Genomic DNA, 16,053 nt, shown 5'->3' with positions numbered 1-16,053 from the left:
ACACCGACATCACTTGCCGATGTGGAAGTATCCGCGTGGCGTGTCTCGGCACCTCAGCTGGGGAAAACTCCCCTGCGCTTGAGAGACCTATGTTCTAGAGGCCCGGCAGCGCCTGGAGTCCCAAGTTCCAGGACCGCCGGTGGTACGCGGTCACCCCGGCCTCCTGGATAGCATCACGATGGTTTGCTGAGCCATAGCCCTTGTTGGAATCCCACCCATAGACCGGATGCTGCTGGGCCAGCTGGGTCATCAGCTTGTCCCGCTCCACTTTGGCCAGCACACTTGCGCATGCCACGGTGAGGCTGAGAGTGTCCGCTTTGCGCATGGTGCGCACTCGCGGGGAGCTGCCGCCGGTGAGCCAATCATGGGTGCCATCAAGGATCACCATGTCCAGCGGCCGGCCAAGGTCAGCTTCTACCGCTCGCAGACCGGCCAAGCCGGCGTCGCGCAGTGCCGCGGTGATGCCGTGACGGTCAATGTACTCAGCACTGCGGTGCTCCACCGCATGGGCTTGGGCATGGTCGCAGATCTGCGGCTGCCACCGATTCCGTGCCACGGCGCTGAGCAGTTTGGAGTCCCGCACGCCGTCGAGCTGCTCACAGACTCCCGTCTCCTCCGCCACGCTCTGGAGCAGTTGACTGTCTAAGTCCATCACGACGACGCCGACGCTCACCGGTCCGGCCAGCGCACCCCGGCCGACTTCGTCGATGCCTGCGATCAGGCGCGCGCCAGTCTCCCGGCGCAGCGCGAATTCAGGCAGCAGAGTGGCGTTAGCAGGCATGACAGATCAGCTTACTGAACAGGATCGGGGACATTCTCGAAGGGGTCACGATCTGACCCGCCGCCGGACATCCGGTCAAAGGGCCAGACGATGGCCGCAGTGCGCCCGATGATGTCCTCCACCGGCACCGCCCCGGAATTCGGCTCAGTGACATGGGCACGGGAATCAGCCGAGGCCTCGCGGTGGTCACCCAGCAGCCACACATGCCCCTGGGGCACGGTGACCTCGAAGGGGGTGTCGCTGGGGGCGTTGCCGGGGTACAGATATGGCTCGTCAACGGGTTCGCCGTTGACCAGAATGCGTCCGGATTCATCGCAACACTCAACGGTATCGCCTTCGGTGCCCACCACACGCTTGACCACATAGTGTGCGGAGGTATCAGGCAACAGGCCGATGAAGATCAGCGCGTCCTGCACGGGGTTGGATTCCGTCGAGCCGCCAGAGCCCCACCAGCTGCGAGTGTCTTCAAAGACCACGACGTCGCCCCTCTCGACATCCATGATCCCTGGGGCCAGCAGGTTCACCACGATGCGATCATCCACTTCCAGTGTTGGCTGCATCGATTCTGAAGGGATGTAGAAGGCGCGCAGCAGAAAAGTCTTGACCAGGAATGAGATCAGGATCGCCAGACCAACGATGGTGATCAGCTCGATGATGAAAGCGCCCAGCGGACTGCGTTTGCGCCGTCGTGGCCTGGTCTCTGCCTCTTCCGGCATCGGGCGCGCTGGCTCTGCGGGGTCGGTGAGGTCGCCGTTGTCCTGGTGGGGCTGCTCACTGCTCATACGGGACCTCCTGGATACTGCGCCTCTGGCCCCACGGCCACAAGACGTGGCTGGCGCGACCGATGATGCGATCTTCGCTGATCATACCGCCGCCGGGTGCCCCCAGCAGGGCGCGTGAATCTACTGAGTGCGCCCTGTTATCACCCATCACCCAGACCCTGCCTGCTGGCACCTCCACGTGGAACTCCAGCTCTGAGGCAGGCTCTGCGTCAGTGACTGTGTAGGGCAGGTAGGGCTCATCCAGGGCTTCGCCGTTGACGATGATCCGACCCTGGTCGTCGCAGCATTCCACGGTGTCACCGCCGACGCCGATCACCCGTTTGACGAAGACTTCTTCCGGTGAGCCCAACCCCAGCCAATGGGCACTCTGCTCAAGCGTGCGCGCCAGGATCTCAGAGCTGCCGCGGTAGGGAGCGAAAGAGCCTTCACCGTTGAAGACGACGACGTCGCCCCTCCAGCTGCCGTGCGAATCAGGATAGCGCTTGTCTACTGCGACCTTTTCCCGGTCGTGAAGTGTCGGCCGCATGGACTGCTGCTGAATGGTGTAGATATCCACCACTGCTACGCGGATGAATCCGCTGATCAGCACAGCAGCTACCAGAATGACCAGAGACCAGCCGAGCCAGCTGCCGGGTATAAGCCGCCGCACAGTGTTGCTGGCTGAACGAGGGTTTCTGGCTGAACGCGTGTTCTCTGGAGAACGAGCAGAACCCCGGCCCGCTGACGAAGGGTCAGCAGAGCCGGGGTTCTGGTTCACGTGATGTGCTTAAAGACTCGAACGCGAGGCTGGTGCCTTACGCGGTCTTGCCCTTAGAGCGCGCCACAGCGGATTCGCGCTTCTCGCGGATGCGAGCAGCCTTGCCGTGACGGTCACGCATGTAGTACAGCTTGGCGCGGCGGACGTCGCCGCGTGCCAGGACCTCGATCTTCTCGATGACCGGGGAATGCACCGGGAAGGTACGCTCCACGCCCACTCCGAAGGACACCTTGCGAACGGTGAAGGTCTCGCCAACACCGCCGCCCTGGCGGCCGAGCACGTAACCCTTGAAGACCTGGACACGGGTGGTCTTGCCTTCGACGATGTTCACGTGCACGTTGACGGTATCGCCAGGACCGAAGTCCGGGACGTCGTTGCGCAGGGATGCTGCGTCGATGAAGTCAAGCTTCTGCATCGTTTGCTCCTGAAGACGTCTGCCATAGGTCAGGCGCCTTACGTTCTTAAGGCTCTCCGGAATCTGCCGATACGCAGGTGGTGAGCCTCAAAGGCTTAAGAATCCGGTGCCAACGGGTGTTGACTCCGGGGCCTGTCTGTTGACGCTGCTCCCCCATGGCAGAGCCGGCGTCCAGCAGGCACAGCTGTTTATCTTACTCGTTCGCCATTTCCTGCGCCACTACGTACTTGGCCCAGAGGTCGGGACGGATCTTACGGGTCCGCTGAAGCTGCTGTTCCCGTCGCCACTGAGCGATCTTCGCGTGGTCCCCGGAGAGCAGCACCTCAGGCACTGCTTCGCCACGCCACTGGGCCGGTTTGGTATAGACGGGATATTCCAGAAGGCCCTCACCGGAATGCGACTCCTCGGCGAGTGACTCGCTATTGCCGATCACCCCCGGTACCAGCCGAGTAATGGCCTCAACCATGACGACGACGGCGGATTCGCCCCCGTTGAGCACATAGTCACCGATGCTCATCCGGCGGACATCAAAATGCTCCGCCGCCCAGTGGCTCATCCGCTCGTCAATGCCTTCAAAGCGGCCCGGAGCAAAGACTAGGTGCTGGCGTCCGGCGAGTTCCTCGGCGACTCTCTGCGTGAACACTTCACCCGAGGGTGTGGGGATGATCAATGTGGGACGAACGGCGGCGTCGTCGGAGGCCAGCACATCTTCCAGGGCCAGCGCCCACGGCTCTGGCTTCATCACCATTCCGGCGCCACCGCCGGTGGGAGTGTCATCCACGCTGTGGTGGCGATCGAAGGCATAGTCACGCAGCTGGATGCGGTTGAGCTGCAGGAGCCCATCGCGCTGGGCCTTGCCGATCAGGGAAAGGTCTAAGACGTTGAAGAACTCAGGAAAGATGGAGATGGCGTCAATGCGCATGCTGCGGCTCTCTAGAAAAGACCGGTGGGCGGGTTCAGCCGAATGGTGCGCGCCTCGACGTCGATCTCCGGAACGATCTCTTCGACGAAGGGAACCATGACCTCTTCGCCGTCAGCGGTGGTGACTACGAGAAGATCCTGGGCGGGGCCGGTGATCAGCTCAGCGACTTCGCCCAGTGCGGTACCGGAGGCATCGATACAGGTCATACCTTCGAGGTCGTGGCTGTACCAGCCTTCATCCTCATCCGGCTCAGCCGGCGCCTCAATGTAGAGGAAGGAGCCGCGCAGCGCTTCAGCGGCGTCGCGATCATTAATCTCTTCAAACCGCAGCAGACAGATCTGCTTATTCCAACGCTGGGCGGTGACAGTCAGGCTCGCGGTACCGCGGTCAGCGGTCTCTTTGCCGGGTTCACGGATCAGCGCGACCCCGGGAGCCAGCCGCTGCGTGGGGTCATCAGTGAACAGCTGGACGGTGACTTCACCGCGGATGCCGTGGGGTTTGCCAATGCGAGCGACCCGCAGCCGCTCCCCTGTTCCGGGGGCTGGCTGCGGGTCGGCGTCGTATTCAGTGTGTGCCATGGAAGCGTGTAGCTCCAGGCCGCTCAGCGGCGACGGTCGGTGTCGACGACGTCGACACGAACATTGTCTCCGCCGGGCAGTGCGGCGACCACAGTGCGCAGAGCCTTAGCAGTGCGGCCGGCGCGGCCGATCACCCGGCCCAGGTCATCGGGATGCACCCGAACCTGGAGGGTGTCGTAGCGGCGTCCGTTCTTGCGGCGCACATCAACTTCATCAGGCGAGTCGACGATGCCGCGGACCAGGTGCTCCAACGCGTCAGTGATCACTGCTTCAGACATGATTACTCAGCGTTCTCCTCGGAAGCCTCCGCTGCCGGGGCCTCCTCTGCTGCGGGCTCCTCAGCCTTGGGGGCTGCGGACTGCTCCACGATGACAGATCCCTTGGAAGGAGCGACAAACTCCTCCTTGGCGGCCTTGGTCTTCAGGGTGCCTTCGGCGCCGTCGATCCCCTTGAACTTCTGCCAGTCACCGGTGATCTTCAGCAGCTGCTGGACCTGCTCGGAGGGCTGAGCACCCACGGAGAGCCAGTACTGGGCACGCTCGGAGTCGATCTCGATGAACGAGGGCTCCTCAGTGGGGTGGTACTTGCCGATCTCCTCGATCGCCTTACCGTCACGCTTAGTGCGGGAATCGGCAACGACGACGCGGTAGTGCGGGCTGCGGATCTTGCCGAACCGCTTGAGACGAATCTTGACTGCCACTTGTGTGGTTACTCCTGTATCTGAGTTTTGGCGCGGCCAGGCACTGAGGCAGTGTGGGGATCTTGCTGCCGGATCAGTGCGACCACTAAAGAACGTTGACCGGCCGGTGAGAATAGAGGGTGCCCACAGGCCGAGCAAAGTACATACATATTGTGCCAGAGATCGAGCTCCGGCGCGATTCAGCGTTAGTTCCGGCGGCGCGTACACGCAGCGCTCGCCTCTCGGCCGCGTACAGTGGCCGCGGCCTTCACGCCTGAAGAGTTCCGCGGCTACTTGAGGTACTTCTCGAAGCCCTTGGGCAGGCTGAGGTCGTCTGGGTTGAAGTCCTGTCCGGCTGCGCCGAAGCTTGAGCCATCCATGCGCTTGGCACCCTGCTGACGGCGCAGCTCGGCCTCGCGGGCCTGCTGGGCAGCTTTTGCGGGATTGCCGGACTTGCCCTTGACCTTCTTAGCCTTGCCCTTGGCCGGCTTCTTCTTACCGGCACCTGCGCCCATGCCGGGCATAGGAGGCATACCGGGCATTCCCGGCATACCGCCCCCGCCGGCCATTTTCTTCATCATCTTCTGGGCCTGGCCGAAGCGCTCCAGGAGCATATTGACCTCGGAGACATGAACTCCGGAACCCTTGGCGATGCGGGCACGACGTGAGCCGTTGATGATCTTCGGGGCATTGCGTTCATGCGGAGTCATCGAGTAGATGATCGCCTCGATACGCCCGATTGAGGAGTCGTCGAACTGATCCAGCTGCTGACGCATTCCTGCAGCGCCGGGCATCATGCCCAGCAGCTTCTTCATGGAACCCATCTTCTTCAGCTGCTGCATCTGGGAGAGGAAGTCCTGGAGGGTGAAGTCCTCCTGATCGGCGAACTTCTGGGCCATCTTCTCGGCCTCGGCCTTATCCCAGCTGGCCTCGGCCTGCTCGATGAGGCTGAGAACGTCGCCCATATCCAGGATCCGCCGCGCCATCCGGTCAGGGTGGAAGACCTCGAAGTCCTTCAGTCCTTCACCCGTGGAGGCGTACATCACCGGCTTGCCGGTGACCGAGGCCACTGAAAGGGCCGCACCACCGCGGGCGTCGCCGTCGAGTTTGGTCAGCACCACTCCGGTGAAGTTCACACCTTCGTTGAAAGCTTGGGCGGTGTTGACCGCGTCCTGACCGATCATCGCGTCAATGACGAAGAGCGTCTCATGCGCCCCGACGGCAGCCTTAATATCGGCAGCCTGCTGCATGAGTTCAGCGTCGACGCCGAGACGACCGGCGGTGTCAATGATCACCACATCATGGAGCTTCTCCCGGGCGGTGGACACACCCTCGCGGGCAACCGCCACTGGGTCACCGGTGGGGGCCTCAGCCTCAGAGGAAACACCTGGATGCGGGGCGTACACCGGAACGCCGGCACGCTCACCGCCGACCTGGAGCTGACGCACCGCATTGGGGCGCTGCAAGTCACAGGCCACCAGCAGCGGGGCGTGGCCCTTGCTCTTCAGGTGGAAGGCAAGCTTGCCGGCCAGGGTGGTCTTACCTGCACCCTGCAGACCAGCGAGCATGATGATAGTGGGCGGCTGCTTGGCGAACTGCAGTTCGCGAGTCTGACCGCCGAGGATGCCCACGAGTTCCTCGTTGACGATCTTCACTACCTGCTGGCCGGGATTCAGCGCACCGGACACCTCCGCACCCATCGCACGGGTCTTGATCCGCGAAATGAACTCGCGCACCACGGGCACAGCCACATCGGCATCGAGCAGGGCACGCCGGATTTCGCGGGCGGTGCCGTCAATATCAGCCTCGGACAGCTTCCCCTTGCCGCGGAGGTTCTTAAACGTCGCTGTCAGGCGATCGGAGAGGGAGTTGAACACGTGTGCGTCGGTTCCTTCGCTGTCTGTCGTCGTAAAACTCGTGGGCGCCGCAGCGGCTGCACCGGCGTGGACATCCTCGAAGCGGTGTCAGCCTCGCGCAGCCTGCGGCCCAAAGCTCTAGAGTAACAATGTGCACCAAGTTGATGATGCGGAAGTTATCCAGGCAGCCCTGGTCGGGCACCTCACCACTATGCAGGCAGTGGAGATCGGCCACCGTCGCGCTGCCCGCGCACTGTCTCTCAGTGCCGCAGCACAGCAGACTACTCCCCCAGCCGGGGCTGTGCACGGCTTGTCACCGACTGAACGCATCATGCTCAGCGCCGCGCACCGTGCACGCTGCGCCTCCTACGCTCAGCGTGCGGCCTTCCTGGAGGAGCTCACGCGTTTTCCGATTGCCGGTCTGAAGGCGCTCTCTGCCCACGATATAAAGACCCTGCATGTCCCAGAGCACATTGGTAAGGCCGCCGCGCCAGTCGCTGCGACGCCAGAGGTTGCGGAATCGGCCCCTGCAGAACCGCACGGGACTGCTGCCACGAGCCCCACTGCGCAGGCGGAACGGCCAACCGCAGCGGATGAGAAAAAGAGCCAGCGCGACGACGCCGACGCTCCGGGCCCGGTGCCCACCGCTCCCGCGCCCAAGCCCTCAGCACGCGGCCGCAGCTTCTTCGACGTGATCTACGGCTGGGGCAGCTCTAGGCGCTGAACGGACCACGTAGGATTCTTCGAAGAAGCCACCTGCTGATGAAAAGCCGCTCGAGGGGAGACAGGCATGAGAGATCAGACTGAGACGCCAGAGGGTACTGCCGGTACTGCATCATCCGCTTCCGCAGCACACGACGCCGCAGAGCTCGATTCCACAACGCAGGACGCCGCAGAGCTCGAGTCGTTCCACGCGGGAACCCAGCAGGACGATGCTGCTGAGCTTACGGACAGCGAGCTTGCGGAGAGCGAGCCAGCAGAGAACGAGCCTGCGGAGATCGCAGCACCCGAAGACCTCGGCGAAAACGCTCACCAGGTGGTGCTGGCGCTGCTGAGACATCAGCGCGATCTGGTGCTCGAGCTGCAGGAGGTCTACTCGAGGCTGGAGCAGGTCCGAGAGGTGGAATATGCCCAGTTGCGCATCGAAGTTGATGAGGCACTGCACTCGGTAGCGGATGTACCGGAGCGGCTGACACTGCTCCAGGAGCGTACTGATGCGCTTGCTGCCTCCGTGGAGGAGCACTCTGCTCTCAGCGCTGACCAGAATGCTCGCACCAGCGCGAGCACAGCGGACCAGCGAGTTCAGCTTGCCGAGCGCGATGCCCGAATTGCTGCGCTCACAGCACGACTCGATGAGCTGGAGAAGTCAGCTCAGCAGACGGCCCGTTCTGCGGAGGAAGCTCATGAGTTGCTCGAAGTACTAGCCCAGGAGACCGGTTCCAGCCTCCTCCACCGGTTCACTGAACGAGTCAGCCCGGCAGCCCAGCAGGCCAAGACAACGTTCAGCAAAGTCGCACGCAGGCTTCGCCGCTAGAACGTAGCTGCTTCACTGACCAGCCCGGTCAGCATCTCAACACCCTGGTGTTCCTTCCCCCCGCTAGACTGACCGGGTGGATTCATCAGTTGTGATTACTCTCGCTGTCCTTGCCGTCGTTCTGCTGGGCGTAGTGTCCTTCCTGCTTGTCAGCGGTCGTTCGCTGAGCTCGCGGGAAACCGCTAGGCGCTATCCCACCACTCGGGATGCCGATGATGTACCTCCGGGAGCTGCTGGGGATGCAGATCGTGAGGGTGACGGCACAGCCGTGCTGGCCCCCGAGCGTCCAGAAGCTGAACCCGAAACACAGCTCGAAGCCGAAGCCCCAGTAGTTACTGAGACTCCTGAACCGGTAGGCGGTCGCCTGGCTCGGCTGCGCGCCCGGCTGGTGAAGTCAAATAACGTTTTCGGCAAATCCCTGCTGGCTCTGCTCAGCCAGGATGAAATCGACGAGGACGTCTGGGATGAGATCGAAGAGACTCTCCTGATGGCTGACCTCGGTACTGATCCCACGATGGAATTGGTGGATCGGCTGCGCGAGCGCGTCAAGGTGGAAGGCTCCAAGGACCCCGCTCGGGTCAAGGCCATGCTGCGCGAAGAACTGATTGCACTTATCGACCCCCAGCTGGATCGTAGTTTGAACACCGAGGCAGCAGGACGGCCCGCCGTCGTCATGGTGGTGGGCGTCAACGGTGTGGGTAAAACGACCACTGTGGGCAAGCTCGCCCGTGTACTGGTGGCACAGGACAAGGACGTCATCCTCGGTGCTGCCGATACCTTCCGGGCCGCCGCAGCGGAGCAGCTGACCACCTGGGGCTCCCGCGTGGGAGTGCCCACTGTCTCCTCGGATGTCGAAGGTGCAGATCCGGCGTCGGTGGCCTTCGAGGCTGTGGCCAAGGGCGTGGAACTAGAGTCCGACGTCGTGATGGTGGATACCGCCGGCCGCCTGCAGAACAAGGCAAACCTCATGGACGAGCTGGGCAAGGTGAAGCGCGTCATTGAGAAGAAGTCTGAAGTTGATGAAGTGCTGCTGGTCCTTGACGCAACGACCGGCCAGAACGGACTGAGCCAGGCCAAGGTCTTCAGCGAAGTGGTGAATGTCACCGGAATCGTGCTGACGAAACTGGACGGCAGCGCCCGCGGCGGAATCGTGGTGGCTATTCAGCGCCAGCTGGGTGTGCCGGTGAAGCTGATCGGGCTGGGCGAAGGTCCTGATGACCTTGCGCCATTTGAAGCCGAGACCTTCGTGGACGCGTTGCTGGAAGAGACTGCCTGACCCATTGCGTGAAGCAATAAATTGATTTCCTGCGGAAAGATTTAACGCTTCCGTTACATTTGGGCCCTTCGGGTGAAACACGGCTGGAGAACTATGGAATCCAGCTCGCACCGGTGAGATACATCGGTGAGTGATGTTTCCTGGAGGGACACATGGAAATACCTGACGTGACATGGGTGATCGTTGCCGGCGCACTCGTGCTGTTCATGACTCCCGGTCTTGCACTGTTCTACGGCGGTCTTTCCCAGACCAAATCCGCTGTCAACATGATGATGATGAGCTTCGCTGCTATGGGCCTGGTCGCACTGACCTGGGCACTGTGGGGCAGCGCCATCGCTGGCGCGGAGCCCATCGCTGGCGGCCTCTTCGGTAACCCTGCTGCTGACTTCGCACTCTTCGAGTCCTTCGCCGCAGGCGATGACACTCTGGTGTGGGTCGGCTTCGGCGCAACCTTCGCCATCATCACCACCGCTCTGATCTCCGGAGCTATCGCCGACCGAGCAAAGTTCTCCGCATGGATGATCTTCGTTCCAGTCTGGCTCACCCTGGTCTACGCACCACTGGCCTTCTGGGTATGGGGCGACGGCGGGCTGCTGACCGCCGATGGTGCTGTGGGCTCTGTAGTGGGTGAAGCAGTGGACTTCGCCGGCGGCCTAGTGGTGCATATGTGCGCAGGCCTTTCCGCACTGGCACTGGTCCTGGTCATCGGACCGCGCAGCAACTTCGCTCCGACTAAGCCGCATAACGTTCCCTTCGTGCTGCTGGGCGCATCGATCCTGTGGTTCGGCTGGTTCGGCTTCAACATTGGTGAAGCAGGCGACGGCGTGGAAGCTTCGCTGAATTGGATCAACACCATGCTGGCCCCTGCCGCAGCACTAGTGGCCTGGCTGCTGACCGAATGGGCCCGCGGAAAGAAGCCAACCCCGGTGGGAGCGGCCTCAGGAATCGTGGCCGGCCTGGTGGCCATCACCCCGGCGGTGGCCCACGTGAACCCGCTGGGCGCGATTATTCTCGGTGTGGTCTCCGGCGTGATCTGCTGCTTCGCGGTGGACTTCAAATACGGTAAGTACGACGACACCCTCGACGTTGTGGGTCTGCACTTCGTCGCTGGCCTGTGGGGCACCGTGGCCATCGGTCTCTTCGGTTACGAGGACATCTTCGGAGAAGGCCGCAGCGGCATCTTCGTCGGCGGCGGATTCGATCTGCTGATCTCGCAGCTCGTGGCATGTGCGGTGACCCTGGTCTTCGCCTTCGTGGCGACCTACATCATCGGCATGGTCATCCACAAGACCATCGGCTTCCGCGTGGACGTCGAGGTCGAGGAGGGTGGAATCGATGAGATCGCTCACCACACCAGCGCCTACGTCAACGAGAGCGTTGCCGCTAAGTAACCCGTAGCGCTCTGCATCGCAGATCGTTGTCCTGCAAAAGCCGGGGCGGAAGCTGACAGACTCACTGTCGCTGCCGCCCCGGCTTTTCAATTCCCGGTGGTTAAGAGAGCGTTCTGGTAGGTCAGCTACGTCGCTGACCTGGGATTCGGCTCATCATCCTCGGTATCCGATGCCGCGCGCTGCGCTGCTGCAGGAAGAGTCTCAGGCGCCACCGCCCAGGCTCCCACTGCCAGCAGCATGATCAGGCCGGTTAACCCGAACGCCCAGGTGTATCCCAAATGGTCCACGATCAGGCCCGCCAACAGCGGACCAACGATAGAACCTAAGTCTTGGGTCATCTGGAAGACAGAGACCACGCTGCCGCCGTTCCTGCCTTCGCCCACGATATCGGCCACTGCTGCCTGCTGCGCTGGAACAATCAGGCCGGTTCCGGCCCCGGCGACGGCACTAAGCGCCAACAGCGTCCAGGGATCTGGTGAGAAACCAAGTGTGCCTGTAGCTAGCGCGGCGATGGTGAGCCCGATGATGATCGGCGGACGTCTGCCCCACTGGTCGGAGCGCTTGGCCAGAGTCAGCACCACACTCACGTTTCCGGCAGCAAAAACTGCCAGGGCAATGCCGGCCAACTGGGCAGAATCGATAATCCATCCGCCGCCGACGAAAGCTCCCGCGGCAAAGAGAGGCACCACGGAGTTACGCACTCCGAAGCTGGCCCAACCATTGGCGAAGCCCGAAGCCAGGGCCGCGCGGTAGCTGGGACGAGCCCACGCCTCAGCCACGCTAGCCCGGCTGCGGCTGTCCCGGGTGAGCCGGTCCTGCAGCCGGGACTTTCGCAGCATCACAAACACGACGCCTGCCGCGACAACCAGCGCGCCGCCGTAGACCAGAAACGGTACACGTGGGCCGAGTACCACCAACGCTGAGCCCACCAGCGGTCCAGCCACATTACCGATGAGGAATGCCGAAGCATACGCGCCGGCTACCCGGCCACGGATATGCGGCGGGGCTTTGCGAGCCAGGAAGGTCATGGCGGAGACCGTGAAGAAGGTGGAGCCTATACCGCCCAGAGCCCGGAAGATCAGCAGCAGTTCATAGCTGGGGGCAAAAGCGGTGGCCACCATTGAGGCTGCCACAATGAGCAGGCCCACCACGTAGACGGGGGTCTCCCCCAGCTTCTCTGTCAGCCGACCCGAGAGTGGAGCGAATAGCAGCCTGAACAGGCCGAAAGCAGAGACCACTGCTGAGACCGCCAACGCGGAAACCCCGAAGTCCGAGGCATACTGCGGCAGGATCGGTGCCACGATTCCGAACCCAATGGCGATGATGAACGCCGAGAGGATCATCACCTTCAGTTCTGAAGGGATGGGCGTTTTGGCTGTTTTTTCGGCCTCAGTGATCACATAGTGTGCTCAACGCCGACAGTGCCCGCCCTGTTCCCGCCTATGCGGAATCGCTGCGAGCCAGGCGTTGGGAGACCACACGGGTTGAACCATCCTGCCTCATCGAGACTCCATAGAGCGCGTCGGCGATCTCCATAGTGCGTTTCTGGTGAGTAATAACAATCAACTGCGAAGATTCGCGCAGTTCCTCAAAGATGACCAGTAGACGGGAGAGATTCGTGTCATCCAAGGCTGCCTCTACCTCGTCCATCACATAAAAGGGACTCGGCCGCGCTTTGAAGATGGCTACCAGCAGCGCTACTGCTGTCAGAGACCGTTCGCCACCTGAGAGCAACGAGAGACGACGGATGCGTTTGCCCGGCGGACGCGCGTGGACTTCGATGCCGGTGTTAAGCATGTCTTCAGGATTGGTGAGCTCCAAACGTCCTTCACCCCCTGGGAAGAGCCGGGAGAAGACGCGTTCAAACTGCACCCGGGTGTCCTCCCAGGCCTCAGTGAAGACCTTCTGGACGGTGGCATCGACTTCGCTGATGATATCCAGCAGGGATTGCCTAGATTTCTTCAGATCTGCCAGCTGCTCCTGCAGGTAGCGGTGACGCTCTTCCAGCGCGGCGTGCTCTTCCAGCGCCAAGGGGTTGACCTTGCCCAGGGATTTGAGGTCACGGCGTGCTTGGGCCAGCCGGGATTCCTGTGCTCGGCGCTGATACGGCAGCCCCGGTGCGTCGTCGTCCTCGTTCTCAGGATCCGGTACAGGCTGGTCTGGTCCGTAATGCTCGATCAGATATTCGGGGGTCAGGCTGAGTTCTTCTTCAGCGCGTTGCTCGGCGGCCTCCAGAGCCAACCGCAGTTCCGTCTGACGCAGCTCCGCCTGATGCAGCCTCGCCGTAATCTCTTCCAGCTCAGTGGCAGAGCTGCTGCGCTGTTGTTTAGCCGCGCTGATCTGTTCAGCGAGGTCGGCGTAGCCCTGGCGCACTTCTGTCTGGGCCCCCTCCACGGCCTTCAGTTTTCCTGCCAAACGCTCGACGGCGCGCTCTGCTTCGGCACGGATGTCTTCGGCCCGCTGTGCCTTGTCATGACGCAGCTGGGCTGCCTTGCGTGCCTGTTCACGGCGGTGCTCTTCAGCTTGAGCATTTCGGCGCAGAGATGCCGCCCGCTCAAGAAGCTGCTTGTGCTGTTCCTGGGCCGCCCGTAGCGCCAGTCGCGCATCTACCTCTTCCCGGCGCAGAGCCGATGCTGCTTCGCTGAGCCGGTCACGTTCCTCAGTGGAGGGCTCTTCGAGGGTCTCCTGGTTCTCAGCGGCGTCCAGACGTGCCGTGATCTCCTGGAGCTGGTCCTCGGCGTCCTTTGCGCTGGCCGCCGCGTCTGCCATCTCTTTATCGAACCCGGCTACACGCTGCTGGGCACGAGTGATCTCCGCCTTGAGCCTGTTGAGCTGGTCTTGGGCCGATGTCAAAGCCCTGTCGCTGGCCTGGGCGGCCTCGCGAGCTTCATTGGCGCCCAGCTCGGCGGCGCTGACTTCCTGCTGGCTGTGGGCGAGTTGTGCAGTGATCTCGGTGAGGTCCCGCTCGGCCCGATCGAGTTCTTCGGTGATCTGTGCGATATGCGCGGTGATAGCGACCTCAGCGTTCTCCACGGCAGTACCGCCGATCCGCTCTCCCAGACGAAGAATCACCCCGTCCGCTGTCACTGCGGCCCGAACATCGTCGCGGCTCAGCAGCTCCTCAGCCTGATTCTGGTCCTCAACAACGACGACGCCCGCTAGAACGGCTTCCACGGGGGCGCTGAGGTCACGTGGCGCGTGGACCACGTCCAGCGCCCAGTGGGTACCCGCGGGTAGCTTTTCCCTGGTGGCAGCAGAAGTGGAGGCCTCAGTCGGATAGACCACGTGAGCTCGTCCGCCGTCATTCTCTGCGAGCCAGCTCACCGCTTCTGCTGCGGCCGAGGCATTGGCAACCAGTAGGGCGGCGTCGAGGCTGCCGAGGCAAGCGGCGATGGCTTTCTCCCACCCGCGGTCTACACCTAGCTTCTCAGCGTAGCTTCCGGTCACGATGGAAGCGGGGTGTTTGGCCAGCGCCGCAGCACCGTCGCGCGGGCTGCGAGCGGCTTCCAGTCCCGAGAGCCTAGCGCGGAACTCACTGACAACGATCTCTAACTGCCGTTGGCGCGCAGCAAGTTCGTCATGTGCAGCGCGCAGATCCTCATATCGGGTCTGCGCCTGGCGGTACGCCTCATCGAGTCCGTTTTCACCAGAGGTGATGCTGGTGATCCGCTGTTCCAGTTCGGCCAGTTCAACCCGAGACGTTTCAAGAGCGATCTGCTCGATCTCCTGCTGCTCCACAGCCCGACGCTGTCTGCTCTGGGCGGCGTCTTGACGGCCCTGAGCTGTTTCTACACGACCGCGCAACGTAGCCAGGCCCGCCTTCCGGTCAGCTACGGCACGCAGCTGCTCGGTGATTCGGGTCTCTTCCGCTTTAAGTTCCTCCTCGGCGGCAGTGCGCCGGGCCGTGATCTGCTCCAAGTGCTCGCGTGCGGTGTCGAGCTGTTCCTGCTGCATCTGCGCTTCAGCTGCGACCTGTTCGGCCTGATCGCGCAGCTGCTGAGGGTCACGTCCGTTGCTGGTGTCCATAGCTGCGGCGCTGCGCAGGCTGCTGGCACGTTCTGCCGCCAAGGAGGCCACCGAACGCAGCTTCTCCTGCACTTGAGCCAGCCGATGGTGGCCAGACGACAGCCGCTCAGAGCGGTCACGCAGTGCCTCGCTCTGCTGTACGAGCGCGCTGATCTGTTCATCCTGGCTGCGCAGCTTCTCCCGCAGTTCCTCTGCAGCCTCATGATCCTGCTGTTCGCCCTGGCTGGAAGCGTGGAGCGCGGTAGCGGCTTGAACGAGGTCATCTGCAATTAGCCGGGACAGCGCGTCGCGCAGCTCGTACTGAATGTGCTGCGCTCTGCGCGCCACCTTGGCCTGGCGGCCCAAGGGGGCCAGTTGGCGCGAGAGCTCGGAGATCAGGTCCTCGAGTCGTTCGAGATTGCCCTGCATGGACTCAAGTTTGCGGACCGAACGCTCACGACGTCGTCGGTGTTTGAGCACGCCTGCGGCCTCTTCGATAAATCCGCGGCGCTGCTCGGGCGTGGCATGGAGGACCTGATCCAGCTGGCCTTGGCCCACGATCACGTGCATCTCCCGGCCCAGGCCCGAATCTGAGAGCAGCTCTTGAATATCCAACAGACGGCATTTGGCACCGTTGATGGTGTACTCGCTGCCCCCTGAACGGAACATGGTGCGGGAGATGGTGACTTCGGAGTAGTCGATGGGCAACGCGCCGTCGGAATTGTCGATGGTCAGCGAGACAGACGCACGTCCCAGCGGCTGCCGTTCGGCGGTGCCGGCAAAGATCACGTCCTCCATGGTCCCGCCGCGTAGTGACTTTGCGCCCTGCTCCCCCATGACCCAGGCCAGGGCGTCGACCACATTGGACTTGCCAGACCCGTTAGGCCCCACGACGGCGGTGACGCCCGGTTCGAATTCAAAGGTGGTGGCGGAGGCGAAGGATTTGAAGCCGCGGACGGTCAGTGTCTTCAAATGCACAGCGGCGTGTCCTCCCCTCAAGTTGGCGCGATCCCCACCATTCTGCCGCAAAGCGAACCTGTCAGGCACAGCGGTGTGTCAAGATAGTCCTCGTGATTG

Annotated in this window: 15 protein-coding genes; 4 read left to right on the top strand and 11 right to left on the bottom strand. The window is 62.6% G+C overall.

The annotated features are described in order from the left end of the window. Nucleotides 1-94: 94 nt before the first annotated feature. The 9 genes from ABEA23_RS11740 to ffh all read right to left on the bottom strand — a co-directional run bounded on the left by ABEA23_RS11740 (nucleotide 95) and on the right by ffh (nucleotide 6,791). Nucleotides 95-781 carry a ribonuclease HII gene (locus ABEA23_RS11740; protein ID WP_345478195.1) on the bottom strand — a complete coding sequence of 229 codons (687 nt, stop codon included), beginning with the start codon at nucleotides 779-781 and terminating at the stop codon, nucleotides 95-97. Nucleotides 782-792: 11 nt separating this feature from the next. Continuing rightward, entirely contained in the window at nucleotides 793-1,563 is a 771-nt protein-coding gene (lepB, locus tag ABEA23_RS11735) for a signal peptidase I (protein ID WP_345478194.1), read from the bottom strand. Further along, nucleotides 1,553-2,320 (bottom strand): signal peptidase I, encoded by a 768-nt coding sequence (gene lepB / locus ABEA23_RS11730; protein ID WP_345478193.1) that lies wholly within the window; start codon nucleotides 2,318-2,320, stop codon nucleotides 1,553-1,555. Before lepB (ABEA23_RS11730) ends, lepB (ABEA23_RS11735) begins: the two co-directional genes overlap by 11 nt. A gap of 37 nt (nucleotides 2,321-2,357) precedes the next feature. After that, on the bottom strand, nucleotides 2,358-2,735 hold the full coding sequence (gene rplS, locus ABEA23_RS11725; protein WP_345478192.1) for a 50S ribosomal protein L19: 378 nt from the start codon (nucleotides 2,733-2,735) through the stop codon (nucleotides 2,358-2,360). Between the two features lie 193 nt (nucleotides 2,736-2,928). Beyond that, nucleotides 2,929-3,657, bottom strand: a complete 729-nt coding sequence (gene trmD, locus ABEA23_RS11720; protein ID WP_345478191.1) for a tRNA (guanosine(37)-N1)-methyltransferase TrmD — start codon at nucleotides 3,655-3,657, stop codon at nucleotides 2,929-2,931. Between the two features lie 11 nt (nucleotides 3,658-3,668). After that, nucleotides 3,669-4,235, bottom strand: a complete 567-nt coding sequence (gene rimM, locus ABEA23_RS11715) for a ribosome maturation factor RimM (protein WP_345478190.1) — start codon at nucleotides 4,233-4,235, stop codon at nucleotides 3,669-3,671. Between the two features lie 23 nt (nucleotides 4,236-4,258). After that, nucleotides 4,259-4,501, bottom strand: coding sequence for an RNA-binding protein (locus ABEA23_RS11710; RefSeq protein ID WP_044493450.1), 243 nt, complete (start codon nucleotides 4,499-4,501; stop codon nucleotides 4,259-4,261). A 14-nt stretch (nucleotides 4,502-4,515) separates the two neighbouring features. Next, a complete protein-coding gene (rpsP, locus tag ABEA23_RS11705) occupies nucleotides 4,516-4,935 on the bottom strand; it encodes a 30S ribosomal protein S16 (RefSeq protein ID WP_044492800.1) in 420 nt (139 codons plus the stop codon). Nucleotides 4,936-5,204: 269 nt separating this feature from the next. Continuing rightward, nucleotides 5,205-6,791, bottom strand: a complete 1,587-nt coding sequence (ffh, locus tag ABEA23_RS11700) for a signal recognition particle protein (protein WP_345478189.1) — start codon at nucleotides 6,789-6,791, stop codon at nucleotides 5,205-5,207. A gap of 130 nt (nucleotides 6,792-6,921) precedes the next feature. Between ffh and ABEA23_RS11695 the strand changes: the two genes are divergently transcribed. The 4 genes from ABEA23_RS11695 (at nucleotide 6,922) to ABEA23_RS11680 (ending at nucleotide 10,971) form a co-directional block, all read left to right on the top strand. Continuing rightward, nucleotides 6,922-7,494 (top strand): hypothetical protein, encoded by a 573-nt coding sequence (locus ABEA23_RS11695; protein ID WP_345478188.1) that lies wholly within the window; start codon nucleotides 6,922-6,924, stop codon nucleotides 7,492-7,494. Between the two features lie 66 nt (nucleotides 7,495-7,560). After that, the gene (locus ABEA23_RS11690; protein WP_345478187.1) at nucleotides 7,561-8,304 is read left to right on the top strand and encodes a hypothetical protein; all 744 of its coding nucleotides are present in this window, start codon (nucleotides 7,561-7,563) and stop codon (nucleotides 8,302-8,304) included. 76 nt (nucleotides 8,305-8,380) lie between these two features. Further along, a complete protein-coding gene (ftsY, locus tag ABEA23_RS11685) occupies nucleotides 8,381-9,580 on the top strand; it encodes a signal recognition particle-docking protein FtsY (RefSeq protein ID WP_345478186.1) in 1,200 nt (399 codons plus the stop codon). 152 nt (nucleotides 9,581-9,732) lie between these two features. After that, nucleotides 9,733-10,971, top strand: a complete 1,239-nt coding sequence (locus ABEA23_RS11680) for an ammonium transporter (RefSeq protein ID WP_345478185.1) — start codon at nucleotides 9,733-9,735, stop codon at nucleotides 10,969-10,971. A gap of 125 nt (nucleotides 10,972-11,096) precedes the next feature. Here ABEA23_RS11680 and ABEA23_RS11675 read toward each other — a convergent pair whose 3' ends face one another. Both ABEA23_RS11675 and smc read right to left on the bottom strand, forming a co-directional pair. Beyond that, on the bottom strand, nucleotides 11,097-12,314 hold the full coding sequence (locus ABEA23_RS11675) for an MFS transporter (RefSeq protein WP_425577214.1): 1,218 nt from the start codon (nucleotides 12,312-12,314) through the stop codon (nucleotides 11,097-11,099). 97 nt (nucleotides 12,315-12,411) lie between these two features. After that, nucleotides 12,412-15,954 (bottom strand): chromosome segregation protein SMC, encoded by a 3,543-nt coding sequence (smc, locus tag ABEA23_RS11670; RefSeq protein ID WP_345478183.1) that lies wholly within the window; start codon nucleotides 15,952-15,954, stop codon nucleotides 12,412-12,414. Between the last annotated feature and the right edge of the window lie 99 nt (nucleotides 15,955-16,053).

Origin of the sequence: Nesterenkonia rhizosphaerae (assembly GCF_039544555.1) — a bacterium.
Classification (GTDB): domain Bacteria; phylum Actinomycetota; class Actinomycetes; order Actinomycetales; family Micrococcaceae; genus Nesterenkonia; species Nesterenkonia rhizosphaerae.
This window is presented reverse-complemented; position numbering and strand designations above follow the sequence as displayed.

Bases quoted from the DNA above. Each gene is read 5' to 3' on its own strand.
- ABEA23_RS11740 (WP_345478195.1), bottom strand. From the start codon at position 781: ATGCCTGCTAACGCCACTCTGCTGCCTGAATTCGCGCTGCGCCGGGAG.
- lepB (WP_345478194.1), bottom strand. From the start codon at position 1,563: ATGAGCAGTGAGCAGCCCCACCAGGACAACGGCGACCTCACCGACCCC.
- rplS (WP_345478192.1), bottom strand. From the start codon at position 2,735: ATGCAGAAGCTTGACTTCATCGACGCAGCATCCCTGCGCAACGACGTC.
- trmD (WP_345478191.1), bottom strand. From the start codon at position 3,657: ATGCGCATTGACGCCATCTCCATCTTTCCTGAGTTCTTCAACGTCTTA.
- rimM (WP_345478190.1), bottom strand. From the start codon at position 4,235: ATGGCACACACTGAATACGACGCCGACCCGCAGCCAGCCCCCGGAACA.
- ABEA23_RS11690 (WP_345478187.1), top strand. From the start codon at position 7,561: ATGAGAGATCAGACTGAGACGCCAGAGGGTACTGCCGGTACTGCATCA.
- ABEA23_RS11680 (WP_345478185.1), top strand. From the start codon at position 9,733: ATGGAAATACCTGACGTGACATGGGTGATCGTTGCCGGCGCACTCGTG.
- ABEA23_RS11675 (WP_425577214.1), bottom strand. From the start codon at position 12,314: ATGATCCTCTCGGCGTTCATCATCGCCATTGGGTTCGGAATCGTGGCA.